Below are 13,293 nucleotides of genomic sequence, written 5' to 3' on the forward strand. Positions count from 1 at the left end.
CGGCGCCGACCCGGAGCTGTCGAGGTACCGTGCTTGACCAACCGGCCGGTCGGTTAATAATGAGCCCAGAACAAGGGAGGATCGCCATGCGGCTGGAGAGCTACGTCCAGGGACGCTGGATCGCGCCGGAGGGAGACTGGACCGGTATCCGCAGCGCCGTCACCGGCGCGGTAGTGGCGGAGGTCGGACAGGGCGGCCTCAGCATGGGCGAAGTGCTGGACCATGCCCGCCGGGTCGGCGGCCCGGCACTTCGGCGCCTCACCTTCCACCAGCGTGCCGAGATGCTGAAGCGGCTCGCCACCTACCTCAACGAGCGCCGGGACGGGCTCTACGCCCTCTCCCACCAGACCGGCGCGACGCGCACCGACAACCTGATCGACATCGACGGCGGCATCGGCACGCTGTTCGTCTACGCCTCGAAGGGGCGGCGCGAATTGCCGAACGCGGCTTTCCTGATCGACGGGGCGGTGGAACCCCTGTCGCGGGGCGGGAGCTTCGTCGGGCGCCACGTGATGACCTCGCGCACCGGCTGCGCCGTCCACATCAACGCCTTCAACTTCCCGTGCTGGGGCCTGCTGGAAAAGCTCGCGCCGGCGATCCTCGCCGGGGTGCCGGTGGTGACGAAGCCCGCCACCATCACGGCCTACCTGGCGCATGCCCTGGTGCGGCTGATCGCCGAATCCGGCATCCTGCCCGTTGGTGCCCTGCAATGCGTGGTCGGGCCGGCCGGCGACCTGTTCGATCACCTCACGGGCCAGGACGTGGTGTCGTTCACCGGCTCGGCCGAGACGGCGCAACTCCTCCAGCGCCATCCCGTCATCGCCCGCGAGGCGGTGCATTTCGTGGCCGAGCGCGATTCGCTCAACGCCGCGATCCTGGCGCCCGATGCCGGGCCGGGCACGCCGGAATTCGACCTCTACATCCGCGAGGTCGCCAAGGAGATGACCGTCAAGGCCGGGCAGAAATGCACGGCGATCCGCCGGGCGCTGGCGCCGCGCGCCCACCTCCCGGCGGTGATCGAGGCGTTGCAGCAGCGCCTCTCCGGAGTGCGGATCGGCGATCCCTCCCGCGAGGACGTGCGGATGGGGCCGGTGGTCGGCCTCGCGCAGCGCCGCGACGTGCTGGCCCGGGTCGAGTCCTTGAGGACGGAGGCCGAGCTGGTCTTCGGCGATCCAGGCCGCCTCGAGGTGGAGGGGGCCGACACCGAGACCGGCGCCTTCCTGCCGCCGCTGCTCCTCCACTGCGCCGACCCGCTCCGGGCCCGGCAGGTGCACGCGCTGGAGGCCTTCGGCCCAGTCTGCACCGTGATGGGCTATGACGGGCTGGAGGAGGCGGCCGCGCTCGCCAATCGCGGCGAGGGCAGCCTCGTCGCCTCGCTCTACACCCACGATCCGGCTGCGGCGGCGGAGCTGGTCTTCGGGATCGGCGCCTATCACGGCCGCCTCGTCGTGATCGACCGCGACTGCGCCAAGGAGCAGACCGGCCACGGCTCGCCGATGCCGCACATGATGCATGGCGGCCCCGGCCGGGCCGGCGGCGGCGAGGAACTCGGCGGCGTGCGCGCCCTCCACCACTACCTGCAGCGCACGGCCCTCCAGGGCTCGCCGGCGATGCTGAGCCGGATCACGGGGAGCTGGATCAAGGGCGCACCGGAGACGGTCCTGCCGGAGCACCCGTTCCGCTGCCACTTCGAGGATCTGGAGATCGGCCGCAGCTTCCACTCGGCCGAGCGGGTGATCACGCTGGACGACATCGAGCATTTCGCGCACTTCACCGGCGACACCTTCTACGCCCATATGAGCGAGGAAGCGACGAAGGGGCACCCGTTCTTCCCCGGTCGGGTGGCGCATGGCTACCTGCTCCTGTCCTTCGCGGCAGGCCTGTTCGTCGATCCCGATCCGGGCCCGGTCCTGGCGAATTACGGGCTCGATTCCCTGCGCTTCCTCAAGCCGATCCAGCCCGGCGAGGCGATCCGGGTGCGGCTCACCGCCAAGGAGAAATCGCCCCGCAACGCCCAGTACGGCGAAGTGCGGTGGGACGTGGAGATCCGGACGGCGGCAGGTGAGACGGCAGCGACGTATGAGTTGCTGACGATGAATGCGATGAGGGGAGCGTGAGCGAGGGAGCGGAGCGCGGTCACCGTCGGTAGCCCATGCCCGATCCCTCCTCCTGCGCAGGACTGTCCGGGGACGTTGGACGGGGCTGCGTGGTGGCGGGCGCATGCCCGATGCAGCTTCATCCCGCGGATGCGCCCGTCCGAGCAGGCCCGGTCGTGCAGGGCACCCGAGCGGGGAGTGGGGCTGACATCGATCGGGCGCAGCAGGGCGCGCCCGCCGCGGCGCAGGCGCAGACGCCGGTCGGAATTCGAGAAGGTGCCGCGGCCCGGTGCCGAGTGGGGATGGGCGGCGGCACGGGCGTTCCAGGCCACTTCCAGGTCGCGCAGGCTGGAGGCGGGGCGCCCTCCCCCGCTGGAGGGGGAGGTTCGCGTTAACATCACGGCCAGGACAGGTCAGGCCGCCTCCGCCCCCACCGCCGCCAGCGCGAAGGCGTAGATCAGCGCCACTTCCTCCAGCCGGTCGAAGCGTCCCGCCGCCCCGCCGTGGCCGGCCTCCATGTTGGTGCGCAGGAGCACCGGCCCGCCGCCCGTCATCGTGGCGCGCAGGCGCGCGACCCACTTCGCCGGCTCCCAGTAGGTCACCCGGGGGTCGGTGAGGCCGCCGAGCGCCAGGATCGCCGGATAGGCCTTCGCCGCGACGTTGTCGTAGGGCGAGTAGGAGAGGATGGTCTCGAAGGCCGCGACGTCGGCGCCCGGATTGCCCCATTCGGGCCATTCCGGCGGGGTCAGGGGCAGGTCGCCGTCGAGCATGGTGTTGAGCACGTCGACGAAGGGCACGTCGGCGACGATCCCCGCGAACAGCTCCGGCGCGAGGTTCGCCACCGCCCCCATCAGCATGCCGCCGGCGCTGCCGCCATGCGCGACGATGCGGCCCGCCCCGGTGTAGCGGGCGTCGATCAGCGCGCGGGCACAGGCGACGAAGTCCGAGAAGGTGTTGGGCTTCTTCTCGCGCTTGCCGTCGAGGTACCAGCGCCAGCCCTTCTCGGTGCCGCCGCGGACATGCGCGATGGCGTAGACGAAGCCGCGGTCGACGAGGGAGAGCGGGTTGGTGCGGAAGGCCGCCGACATCAGCGAGCCGTAGGAGCCGTAGCCGTAGAGGAGGAGGGGCGCGGTGCCGTCCAGCGGCGTATCGCGCCGGTGCAGCAGCGAGATCGGCACCTGCTCGCCGTCCGGCGCGGTCGCGAAGAGGCGCCGGGTGACGTAGGACGCGGGATCGTGACCGCTCGGCACGTCCTGGCGCTTGCGCAAGGTCCGCTCGCGGGTCGTCGCGTGGTAGTCGTAGGTCTCCGCCGGCGTCGTCATTGACGAGTAGGTGAAGCGGATGAGATCCGTGTCGAAGGCGTGGCCCGGCGAGAGGCCGAGCGAGTAGGCTTCTTCCGCGAAAGCCACCGTGTGCTCGGCGCCGCTCTCGGCGTCGCGCACGATCAGGCGAGGCCGGGCGTTCTCCAGCTCCAGCCGGACGAGGTGGCGGGCGAGGACGTGCTGGAAGCGGATCATCACGCCGGCGCGGTGCGGGATCAGGTCGCGCCAGTTCGTCCGGGCCGGGTCGGAGACCGGCGCCACCACGATCTTGAAGTCCTCGGCGCCGTCGGCGTTGGTGAGCACGAACAGCTCGTCGCCCCGGTGCTCGACCGAGTAGATCAGCTTGGGCTCCCGCGGCGCCACGACGCGCAGGAGGCCGTGAGGCTTGGCGCGATCCGCGAGATGGACCTCGGAGGTCTCGTGGTCGTTCGCCGTCACCACCAGGTAGGCGCCGGACTGGGTCTCGCCGATGCCGACGAAGAAGCCCGCGTCGCTCTCCTCGTAGACCGTCTCGTCGTCGCTCTGCAGCGTGCCGAGGCGGTGCAGCATCACCGTGGCGGGGCGGTGGTTCTCGTCGACCGCGACGTACCAGAACGCCTTGCCGTCGGCGCTCCACACCACGTCGCCGGTGGTGGCGAGCACCTGGTCCTCCAGGTCCTGGCCGGTCGCGAGGTCGCGGACCCGGATGGTGTAGAGCTCGGAGCCCTTGGTGTCGGCGCTCCAGGCGACGAGGGCGTGGTCGTCGGAATGGCTGGCATCCTCCAGGCTGAAGAAGGCGTGCCCCTCCCCTTCCCGGTCGCCGTCGATCAGGATCTGCTCGCCCTCGCCGGCCAGGTCGCCGACGAGGCCCGGAGCCACGCGGTCGGCCGGGCGGCGGCAGACCAGGGGGTGCTGCCCGCCCTCGCGGTAGCGGGTGTAGTAGGCGAAGGGCCCGTCGAGGTCCGGCACGCTGCCGTCATCCTCGCGGATGCGCCCGCGCATTTCGGCCACCAGCGTCTCGCGTAACGGAACGGTGCCGGCGAGCGCGGCTTCCGCGTACGTGTTCTCGGCCACCAGAAGGTCGCGGATCTCCGCCGGCAGGGCGGCCGGATCCTTCAGGACATCCTTCCAGTTCTCCGCCTTGAGCCAGGCATAGGGGTCGGTCACCGTGCGGCCATGGACCGTGACGGTGACGGGCCGGGCTGGCGCCGTCGGCGCGGCGGCGGGCGGGCTCAGGCGAAGGGTCATGCGGCTCCCCGGGAGGTGGCATCAAGGCACGGATGTGCCGTCCCGGAGCGGCCGCCGCAAGGGCGGGATGGCGCGTTACGCCGCCGCCGCGACGCCCTCGGCGTCGGCCCGGATGCGGTCCATCATCGCCCGGGCGCCGTTCGAGCGCTGCGCCGTCAGGTGCTCGGAGAGGCCGAGCGTCTGGAACAACCCGAGGGCGTCGGCCCGGGCGGCATCGGACGCCGTGCGGCCGTCGAAGAACGCGATCAGCACCGCGACCACGCCCTTGGTGATGTGGGCGTCGCTGTCGCCGCGGAAATGCAGCCGCGGCTCGGGGCCGGAGCGGTCGACATGGGTCTCGAGCCAGACCTGGCTGACGCAGCCGCGCACCCGGTTGGCCTCGTTATGGGCCTCCTCGGGCAGGGGCGGCAGCTTGCGGCCGAGCTCCATCAGGTAGTGATGGCGGTCGTCCCACTCGTCCAGGAACTCGAAATTGGAGACGATCTCGTCGATGGGCGGCAGCATGGGACCCGAAGGGGATGTGAGATGAGACCCGGCATATAGGCGGGCGGGCCTCTGCCCGCCACCGCCTCACGTCGGCAGCGTCAGCTCGAGCGGCGCCTCCGGGGTGCCGGTGCCCGAGACCGCGATCTCGGCCTGGCCCGCATAGGCCGCGATCAGACGGGGGCCGATGCGCGGCACGCCGGCCGGCGGCTCGCCGGCGACACCGCCCGACGTGATCAGTACCCGCACCGGATCGGCCGGCCCCCCCGCCGGCACCTCGACCCGGGTGACGCAGGCGGCTCCCTCGTCGGTGCCGTCGAGGCATTCGGCGACGATCTCGGCCACGATCATGCCGAGCGCGTTGACCCGGCGCGGCTCCAGGAGGGCGGTGCGCCCGGCCTCGACCGTGACGGTGATCCGCCCGGCCCGGCGCAGCTGACCCAGGCCTTCGGCGAGGCGCGTCAGGTATTCGGCGAGGTCGACGCTGGCGATCTGCGGCGCCTCGTGCAGGTGCTGCTGCACCAGGGCGATCGCCCGCACCCGCTGGCCCAGCGCGTCGAAGGCCGGACGGCAGGGCGAGGCCGCGGCGCGGCCGTAGAGCCCGATCAGGCTGACCGTGACCTGCAGGTTGTTGCGCACCCGGTGATAGATCTCGGCCAGCAGCGCCTCCTGCTCGGCCATCGCCCGGGCGGCGTGCTCCTCGGCCTCCTTGCGCTCGGTGATGTCGAAGCAGGAGCCGGCGAAGCCCGTGAACGCGTCACCCTCGTGCAGCGGGTAGGCGTGGCCGTGGACCCACCGGAAGGCACCGTCGTGGCGGCGCAAGCGGTACTCGGCGCTGTGCGGCCGGCGGCCGGCATAGGCCGCCGCGAGCGCAGCCTCGTGCCCGGCCCGGTCGTCGGGATGCAGCCCATCCTTCCAGCCGTGGCCGAGCTCGTCCTCCGCCGCGCGGCCGCGGAACGCCGTCCAGGCCGGGTTGACGTAGATGAGCCGGGCTTGCCGGTCGGCGCGCCAGATCATCAACCCGGCGCCTTCGGCGAAGCTGCGGAAGGCCGCGTCCGGCAATGTCGTGTCCGCGGCCATGCCCCTCGCCTGCTCCGTGTCGCCGATCGCATCCCCTCAGGGCCGGTCAACGTACCGGGCGCGGCGCCGTTCCGGCGCAGACCTCAAGACAAAAAGCCTCTTGGTCAGCGCCGGTTGAGGGCGAAGCGGCCGGGGCCGGCGGCGGCGATCATCAGGAGTCCGCCGACGATCGAGAGATTCTTGAGGGCCTGGATCTGGTTCGTCCTGGCGGCGTCTCCGGTCATGGACCAGAAATTGTGGAAGAACACGATCGTCGCGACGGTGAAGACGGCGAGCAGCACGGAGGCCGCCCGGGCATAGAAGCCCAGCGCGATCAGGAGGCCGAGGCCCAGTTCGGCCGCGATGGTGAGGTAGGCCAGCACCTCCGGATAGGGCAGCCCCTTGCCCGAGACCGCGCCGACGACGCCGGCCGGGTTCATCAGCTTCTGGGCGCCTGAGACGCAGAACAGCACGACGACGAGGATGCGGGCGAGGCTGAGGACGGCTTGGCTCATCGGGATCTCCGGGTGTGACGGAGCCCGTTGGAGGACCTGGCCGCGCAACAGTCAAGCTGCCGTGAGAGCATCCTCCGACGAATCGGCATCCGCTTCGTCGAAGAAAATTCCGTCAACTCAACGACCCGGAGCGTCGCCTGGTGGCAACGCGATCGGGTCTAGTGCCCTCCGGTCCAGTCCGCCCGGTTGGGGCGCGTGCCGGCCGGCATCGCCTCCCCGGGCTCGAACCGGGCGAGCTCGGCGGCGCGGGCGTTGATCCAGCCGGCATGCTGGCCGATCGGCGTCACGGCGGTGAAGCCGCCGCAGGCGGTGCGGACGCGGCCCTGCTGAGCGGCGCCGCTCGACCAGCTGACCACGCCGACGAGCTGGTAGCCGCCGGGGCCGCCGCGCAGGATCGGCCCGCCGGAATCGCCGAGGCACGCGCCGGCGCCAGCGGTCTCGGCGAGCGTGGCGCGATCGGCCACCACCGTGACGGTGTTGGCGACCTGAAGCTCGCCGAGCGAGACGAGGCGGGCCTGGCGCAGCACCCGAGCGGTGCTGCGGCGGTTCTCCGCCACCACGCCGTAGCCGGCGATCGCCACGGCGTCGCCCTGCGGGATGTCGCCGCCATAGCGGGTGTCGAGGGGGTGGAAATCGGGGCCGAGGCGCTCGCTGAGCTTCAGGATGGCGAGGTCGGTGCCGGGCTGGGTCTCGGGCGTGGTACCGGGCACGAAATCCGGGTGCATCGCCGCCGCGATCGCCCGCAGGCGGCGCTGGCGGAAGCCACGGTCGACCACGACGACCCAGTAGCCGGCCTTGCGCATCACGCAATGGGCCGCGGTGAGCACGAGGTCGGGGCCGATGAGCGAGCCGGAGCACATCTCGCCGGTGGTGCTCTCGATCCGCACCACCGAGCCGCGCAGGCCGTCGGGATCGCGGGTCACCTCGCCCCGGACCACGGCGCCGGCGCCGCCGCTCCACAGGCCGAGGGGCGCGGCCACCGCGAGGGCGGCCAAGGCGGAACGGAGGCGGGACGGAGAGACGCGCATGAATCCACCCTAGAAGCGTGCGGCCACGCTCGACAAGTGAAGTCTCGCGCCGGGCGTGTGGTTCCGCACCGGCACCGGGCCGTAGCGTGAACGAAAGCGTGAGCGCGGCACCGGCGCGGGGATTCCTCTCACTCCCAGCGCGCCTCGGCGCCCCACGCGCCGGTCGTGCGGGCGATCCAGGCCCGTTGCGGCCCGACCAGCACGCCCTGCGAGACGCCGCCGCACGCCGACTTGCCGGCCCCGCTCGCCCAGGTGGTCACCGCGAGCACGCCTCCGCCCGCGGCGGTGATCGGCCCGCCCGAATCGCCCTCGCAGGCGCCGGAGGCGGCGGCCCCCTTGAGCCAGACCAGGATGCGGCTCGGGCCGTAGGGCTCGACCAGCGGCAGGATCGCGGTGCGGAACGTGCCGGTGCTGCGATGGTCCCCCGGGCGCGCCACGCCGTAGCCGCCGAGCGTCAGCGGCGTGCCGGGGGCGGCGGGCGCTTCGGTGAGGACGGCCGGGACGAAGCGGGCCGGCAGGGCGGAGTCGGTGCGCAGGAGCGCGAGGTCGATCGAGCGCCGCCGCCCGGCGATGGCTCCCGCATCGTAGCCTGGATGCACCGCCCGGGCGGCGACCCCGATCAGCACCGGCGCCCCGGCCTCGTCGCGAAAATGCACCCGGTGCTCGGCCCCGGGGGCGGCGCAATGCGCCGCCGTGAGCACCACGTCGCGAGCGAGCACGATGCCGGTGCAGACCCCGCCGCGGGAGGAGAGCACCATCACGCTGGAGCGCGCGAGGGTCGCGTCGGGTGCCTCGGTCCCGCCGACCACGGCCTGGGCGGGGGTGGAGAGGGCGAGGAAGGCGGCGAGGAGGGGCAGCGGGAGGCGGGACATGGGATTCACGAGGACATGGGATTCACGGGGAAGCGGAGCCGGTGGTCCCGCCCTGCCCGGTCCGGGGTGAAAGGTCCAGAGCGGCGAACCTCGATGCCCGATATATCTGCGAAGCGTGGTGATCACTCGAAGATCGCATGATCGAGGCTGGTCCACCGAGGCGACCGGCAGCTTCGGACACGTCGGGGCAGCGACAGGAACGGCGTGCGGTATTTTTGTACGCACGGAAAATCTTGAATACCCGGAGGTCCGCATGGAAGGATGGCCCATGCGGTTGGTCTGGGACGAGCCTGAGCGCGAGAGCAACATCCGCAAGCATCGGATGGATTTCGCCGATGCGCGCGACCGGTTCGAGTGGGTGGACTCCAGGGTCGCGGCGGCCGAGCCGGCACCGGATGGCCGCCCGCGTTTCCTCGCGGTCGGAGCTTCCTCGACGGGCAGCTCGTATCCCTGGTCTTCGCCCGCGTCGGCAGCGAGGCCTTCTCGATCATCAAGCCTGCGGCGGGCGAGCCGCAGCGAGAGGAGTCGCTATGACCAAACGGAGGGCGAGCCTGCCGCCCCTCTCCGACGAAGAGGAGGCGGAGATCCAGGCCGGGATCGCGCAAGACGCCGACAACCCAGAGATCACGGCGGAGCGGTTCGCCCGGATGCGGCCCGCTGCCGATGTGCTGCCGCCCGCGCTCTACGCCGCCCCGACGCGCCCGCGTGGCCCCGACCGAAGGCCAAGGTCAGGTCGAGGGCCCTACACGTCCATGCCCCGAGTCGCGAGATCCCTGAGCAGCCTGTCGACCGATGTGAAATGATGGGCATGGAGCCCTGCCGCTCGTGCTCCCGCGACGTTCTCGGGGAGATCGTCGATGAACAGCACGGCCGACGGCTCCACCGCCAGACCCGCGAGGCAGCGCTGGTAGCATGCAACATCGGGCTTCGCCGCGCGAAACGACGCCGACGCGTAGATCCGATCTCCGAACAAGGGCCTGAGCTCCGGGCAGATGACGTCGATGTGGTCGGTCAGCAGCTCCGAGTTGTTCGTCAGGACCGCGACGTCCTTCGAGGCCCGCAGCCGCTCGACGAGCGCGAGCATCTGGTCGTTCGGCGCGACGGATGCACGACGCGCATCCAGCCACTCCGTCAGGCTGATCGGGTAGCCGATCCGGTCGCCGAAGGCCCGAAGATAGGCCCGCGGCGCGAGAGCCCCGCTATCCCCCTGAAACTCCAGACCGCCGTCCCAGATCGCGGCGTAGATGTCGTCGGCAGGGATGCCGGTGATCTTCGACAGGTACTCGACCCGCCGGCGGCGGTCATAGTGGTACAGGACATTGTCGAGGTCGAACAAAACGAGTTCGATGTCAGCGACCATGCTCGCCGATGCCTCCTGCGCCAAGGCGACCGAGACGGAGGGCCGCTCCGCCCTGTCCGCCGGTGACATCGGGGGCGGACTCGGAAAGGTCGTCAACCTCGCTGATCACGGCTCCGTCATCGCGACCGAAGCCGGAACCAGCCGTGGCGGCGCGGCCACGGCGCCCGGCGGCGCCAGCGCCACGGATGGCGGCACCGGCCCCAGGCACCCGGTGCAGACCGAGGCGATCGCCCGGTTGGCCCGGGCGGTGATCCGCGCCTCGAACGCCTCCCGGGCCGCAACGGCGCGGGCGAGGGCCGTCTGGCGCGTCGCCTCCGCCTCGCGGGCGGCCTCGGCGGCATCGACGCCCGAACCGTCCTCCGGCGCCTCGTCCCGGGGGCGGATGCGCAGCAGCAAGGGAGCGCTCCCCGCCTCCACGACGGCGGCCGCGGGCTCGGACGACACGTCCTGCGCGAAAGCCGCACCAGCGAGGCACCACGCGGCGGCGAGGAACGGGAACGCGGCGGGGCGCATGGCATCTCCCTGGTGGCGGCCGACAGGGTCGGCCGGCGCGGTTAGCGTGGCCTTAACCATAACGGCCGCGCCGCCGGATCGGTTCACCCGCGCCACCGAAGCCACACCGCGGGAGCCGCATCGATAGGGTGAGCCGCACACGAGGATGTGACCGCCCCCGCACCCCGGAACCCGGCACTTTCGCATTCAGGGTGCATTCAGTGCCCGGCGACGATGGTCCCCGGCATGCGTCAGCTCGCCCTCCTCCTGCTCCCCGCCCTCGTCGGCCTCGCCGGCGCTTCGGGCTGGCTCGCGGCCGCGGAGGAGCGGGACGAGACCGCCACCGGGGCCGTGCCGGCCCGGCCGATCAAGGCCGCCGAGACCACCCAGACCTGCCTCTCCTCCGGCGACCTGCGCGAGGCGGTGGCGGAGAAGCGCGTGGTCGAGCCGGTGGCGGCGATCCGCGCGGCGCGAGCCGCCGTGCCGCGGGCCGACATCGTGCGGGCCAATCTCTGTCGCCGGGACGAGACGCTGGTCTACATGCTGACGGCCTTGCGCAAGGACGGCCAGTTCGTGCACGTGATGGTGGATGCCCGGTCGGGGCAAGTCTCCGGCCAGTGGTGAAACGCGGGTTGGTTCTGAACTGAGGGGTTCGGGTCGTGCGTCTGCTCGTGGTCGAGGATGACCGGGATCTCAACCGCCAGGTCGTGAGCGCCCTGGAAGAGGCGGGCTACGCCGTCGACAAGGCGTTCGACGGCGAGGAGGGCGCCTTCCTGGGCGAGACCGAGCCCTATGACTGCATCATCCTCGACATGGGCCTGCCGAAGGCCGACGGCGTCTCGGTCCTGTCGGGCTGGCGCCGGGCGCAGGTGAAGACGCCGGTCATCATCCTCACCGCCCGCGATCGCTGGAGCGACAAGGTCAACGGCTTCGATGCCGGCGCGGACGACTACGTGACCAAGCCCTTCCACATGGAGGAGCTGCTCGCCCGGGTGCGCGCCCTCCTGCGCCGCACCGCCGGCCACGCCACGAGCCAGATCAGCGTCGGTCCCGTCGTGCTCGACACCCGCTCCGGCCGCGTCTTCGTCGACGGGAGCCCGGTCAAGCTCACCTCGCACGAGTACCGGCTGCTCTCCTACCTGATGCACCATACCGGCCGGGTCGTCTCCCGGGCCGAGCTGACCGAGCACCTCTACGACCAGGATTTCGACCGCGACTCGAACACCATCGAGGTCTTCGTCGGGCGCCTGCGCAAGAAGCTCGCGGTCGACCTGATCCAGACCGTGCGCGGCCTCGGCTACCTGATCGACGCGGGCGCCGGCGGACCGCAACCGTGACCGGTCCCGGCCGGGCCATGGCCGAGACGCCGGCGCCCGCGGAGACGGGCCTCGCCGGCGGCGTCGCTGCCGCCTCGCCGCGCCAATGGCCCCTCGGCTGGCGGCCGTGGCGCAAGCGCTCGATCGCGGTGCGGCTGGCGGTCTCGTCGCTGCTCGCGAGCGCGCTCATCCTGCTGATCGCCGGGCTGATCCTCTCGACCCTCTACCGCGAGACCACCGAGCGGGCCTTCGACAGCCGGCTCCTCGTCTACGCCAACGATCTCGCCACCAACCTCGTCTCGCCCTCCGATACCGAGGCGCGCAGCTTCGGGGCGCTCGGCGATCCGCGCTTCGACCTGCCGCTGTCGGGCTGGTACTGGCAGGTCGGCCGGCCGAATGCCCGGCCGCGGGACCTGCGCACCTCGCGCTCCCTCGTCGGCGTGCCGCTCCAGCCCCCCGACAACGCCGTCGGCGAGGCGGGCGCCGGGCAATTGCGCAAGGGCTACGGCAAGGCGCAGGACGACCGGCCTTTGCGCATCATCGAGCGCACCGTCGATCTCGGCGAGGAGGGCCGCTACATCGTGCGGGTCGCCGGCCCCTCGGACGAGATCGCCGCCGACATGCGGCGCTTCACCCTCGCGCTCACCACCACCTTCGCGCTGCTCGGCCTGTCGCTCGGCCTCACCACGCTTCTGCAGATCCGCTTCGGCCTCGCGCCCCTGATCAAGCTGCGGGCGGCCCTCGGCGCGATCCGCCGCGGCGAGGCGGACCGCATCTCGGGCGAATACCCGCAGGACATCGCGCCGCTCGCCGGCGAGGTGAACCTGCTCCTCGAGACCAACCGCGAGATCCTGGAGCGGGCCCGCACCCAGGTCGGCAACCTCGCCCACGCACTCAAGACCCCCCTGAGCATCATCGTCAACGAGGCCTCGGCGGGCGACGCCAGCAGCGAGCTGGCCGTGAAGGTGCGCGAGCAGGCCGCGGTGATGCGCGACCAGGTGAACTACCACCTCGACCGCGCCCGGGCCGCGGCGCTCGCCGGGGCGCTCGGCACCTTCACCGACGTCGAGCCGGTGGTGGCGGCCCTGGTGCGCACCTTCGGCAAGATCTTCTACGACAAGGACCTGACCTTCGACACCAGCGTCACCCCGGGCCTGCGCTTCCGCGGCGAGCGCCAGGACTTCGAGGAGATGATCGGCAACCTCGTCGACAACGCCGCCAAGTGGGCTCACGGCCGGGTCTCGATCCGCGCCGAGGTGATCGGCCAGGGCGAGTATCCGCACCTCATCGTCACGGTGGAGGATGACGGGCCCGGCCTGCCGCCGGAGGCAAGGGCCGCCGTGCTGGAGCGCGGCCGGCGCCTCGACGAGACCAAGCCCGGCTCCGGCCTCGGCCTTTCCATCGTCTCCGACCTCGCCGCCCTGTATCGCGGGCGCCTGCGCCTCGACGCGGCCGCACTCGGCGGCTTAAGGGCAGTGATCGAGGTGCCGGGGGATGCGAGCCCGGCGGCGCAGGCCTGACCG

At 71.9% G+C, this 13,293-nt stretch carries 12 protein-coding genes; 4 read left to right on the forward strand and 8 right to left on the reverse strand.

Translation table 11 applies throughout. The annotated features are described in order from the left end of the window. Window positions 1-86: 86 nt before the first annotated feature. Window positions 87-2,117, forward strand: a complete 2,031-nt coding sequence (paaZ, locus tag MFF64_RS12985) for a phenylacetic acid degradation bifunctional protein PaaZ (RefSeq protein WP_099906899.1) — start codon at window positions 87-89, stop codon at window positions 2,115-2,117. 392 nt (window positions 2,118-2,509) lie between these two features. On the opposite strand, the gene MFF64_RS12990 is transcribed toward paaZ, so the two are convergent. The 8 genes from MFF64_RS12990 to MFF64_RS13025 form a co-directional block, all read right to left on the reverse strand. Continuing rightward, window positions 2,510-4,645: a S9 family peptidase gene (locus MFF64_RS12990; protein ID WP_099906901.1), complete on the reverse strand. Its 2,136-nt coding sequence runs from the start codon at window positions 4,643-4,645 to the stop codon at window positions 2,510-2,512. A 75-nt stretch (window positions 4,646-4,720) separates the two neighbouring features. Next, window positions 4,721-5,149 carry a SufE family protein gene (locus MFF64_RS12995; protein ID WP_099906904.1) on the reverse strand — a complete coding sequence of 143 codons (429 nt, stop codon included), beginning with the start codon at window positions 5,147-5,149 and terminating at the stop codon, window positions 4,721-4,723. 66 nt (window positions 5,150-5,215) lie between these two features. Further along, window positions 5,216-6,208 (reverse strand): sensor histidine kinase, encoded by a 993-nt coding sequence (locus tag MFF64_RS13000; protein WP_099906906.1) that lies wholly within the window; start codon window positions 6,206-6,208, stop codon window positions 5,216-5,218. A gap of 104 nt (window positions 6,209-6,312) precedes the next feature. Beyond that, window positions 6,313-6,702, reverse strand: a complete 390-nt coding sequence (locus MFF64_RS13005) for a DoxX family protein (protein ID WP_099906909.1) — start codon at window positions 6,700-6,702, stop codon at window positions 6,313-6,315. Window positions 6,703-6,860: 158 nt separating this feature from the next. Beyond that, entirely contained in the window at window positions 6,861-7,730 is an 870-nt protein-coding gene (locus MFF64_RS13010) for a S1 family peptidase (RefSeq protein WP_099902152.1), read from the reverse strand. A 128-nt stretch (window positions 7,731-7,858) separates the two neighbouring features. Further along, window positions 7,859-8,602 carry a S1 family peptidase gene (locus MFF64_RS13015; protein ID WP_099902150.1) on the reverse strand — a complete coding sequence of 248 codons (744 nt, stop codon included), beginning with the start codon at window positions 8,600-8,602 and terminating at the stop codon, window positions 7,859-7,861. Window positions 8,603-9,344: 742 nt separating this feature from the next. Further along, window positions 9,345-9,962, reverse strand: a complete 618-nt coding sequence (locus tag MFF64_RS13020; RefSeq protein ID WP_099900674.1) for an HAD family hydrolase — start codon at window positions 9,960-9,962, stop codon at window positions 9,345-9,347. Window positions 9,963-10,067: 105 nt separating this feature from the next. Beyond that, on the reverse strand, window positions 10,068-10,475 hold the full coding sequence (locus MFF64_RS13025) for a hypothetical protein (protein WP_238191107.1): 408 nt from the start codon (window positions 10,473-10,475) through the stop codon (window positions 10,068-10,070). 225 nt (window positions 10,476-10,700) lie between these two features. Between MFF64_RS13025 and MFF64_RS13030 the strand changes: the two genes are divergently transcribed. The 3 genes from MFF64_RS13030 to MFF64_RS13040 are packed head-to-tail and all read left to right on the forward strand — an operon-like array spanning window position 10,701 to window position 13,290. Further along, window positions 10,701-11,078: a PepSY domain-containing protein gene (locus tag MFF64_RS13030; protein ID WP_099901275.1), complete on the forward strand. Its 378-nt coding sequence runs from the start codon at window positions 10,701-10,703 to the stop codon at window positions 11,076-11,078. 35 nt (window positions 11,079-11,113) lie between these two features. Then, complete coding sequence (locus MFF64_RS13035) at window positions 11,114-11,791, forward strand: response regulator transcription factor (protein ID WP_048450520.1); 678 nt, start codon at window positions 11,114-11,116, stop codon at window positions 11,789-11,791. Window positions 11,792-11,808: 17 nt separating this feature from the next. Next, entirely contained in the window at window positions 11,809-13,290 is a 1,482-nt protein-coding gene (locus MFF64_RS13040) for a sensor histidine kinase (protein WP_238191148.1), read from the forward strand. Window positions 13,291-13,293: the final 3 nt, after the last annotated feature.

It is taken from the genome of Methylobacterium frigidaeris, from assembly GCF_022179185.1.
In the GTDB taxonomy this organism is placed as follows: Bacteria; Pseudomonadota; Alphaproteobacteria; order Rhizobiales; family Beijerinckiaceae; genus Methylobacterium; species Methylobacterium frigidaeris.

Bases quoted from the DNA above. Each gene is read 5' to 3' on its own strand.
- MFF64_RS12995 (WP_099906904.1), bottom strand. From the start codon at position 5,149: ATGCTGCCGCCCATCGACGAGATCGTCTCCAATTTCGAGTTCCTGGAC.
- MFF64_RS13040 (WP_238191148.1), top strand. From the start codon at position 11,809: ATGGCCGAGACGCCGGCGCCCGCGGAGACGGGCCTCGCCGGCGGCGTC.
- MFF64_RS13030 (WP_099901275.1), top strand. From the start codon at position 10,701: ATGCGTCAGCTCGCCCTCCTCCTGCTCCCCGCCCTCGTCGGCCTCGCC.
- MFF64_RS13000 (WP_099906906.1), bottom strand. From the start codon at position 6,208: ATGGCCGCGGACACGACATTGCCGGACGCGGCCTTCCGCAGCTTCGCC.
- MFF64_RS13010 (WP_099902152.1), bottom strand. From the start codon at position 7,730: ATGCGCGTCTCTCCGTCCCGCCTCCGTTCCGCCTTGGCCGCCCTCGCG.
- MFF64_RS13005 (WP_099906909.1), bottom strand. From the start codon at position 6,702: ATGAGCCAAGCCGTCCTCAGCCTCGCCCGCATCCTCGTCGTCGTGCTG.
- MFF64_RS13015 (WP_099902150.1), bottom strand. From the start codon at position 8,602: ATGTCCCGCCTCCCGCTGCCCCTCCTCGCCGCCTTCCTCGCCCTCTCC.
- MFF64_RS12990 (WP_099906901.1), bottom strand. From the start codon at position 4,645: ATGACCCTTCGCCTGAGCCCGCCCGCCGCCGCGCCGACGGCGCCAGCC.
- MFF64_RS13020 (WP_099900674.1), bottom strand. From the start codon at position 9,962: ATGGTCGCTGACATCGAACTCGTTTTGTTCGACCTCGACAATGTCCTG.
- MFF64_RS13025 (WP_238191107.1), bottom strand. From the start codon at position 10,475: ATGCGCCCCGCCGCGTTCCCGTTCCTCGCCGCCGCGTGGTGCCTCGCT.
- paaZ (WP_099906899.1), top strand. From the start codon at position 87: ATGCGGCTGGAGAGCTACGTCCAGGGACGCTGGATCGCGCCGGAGGGA.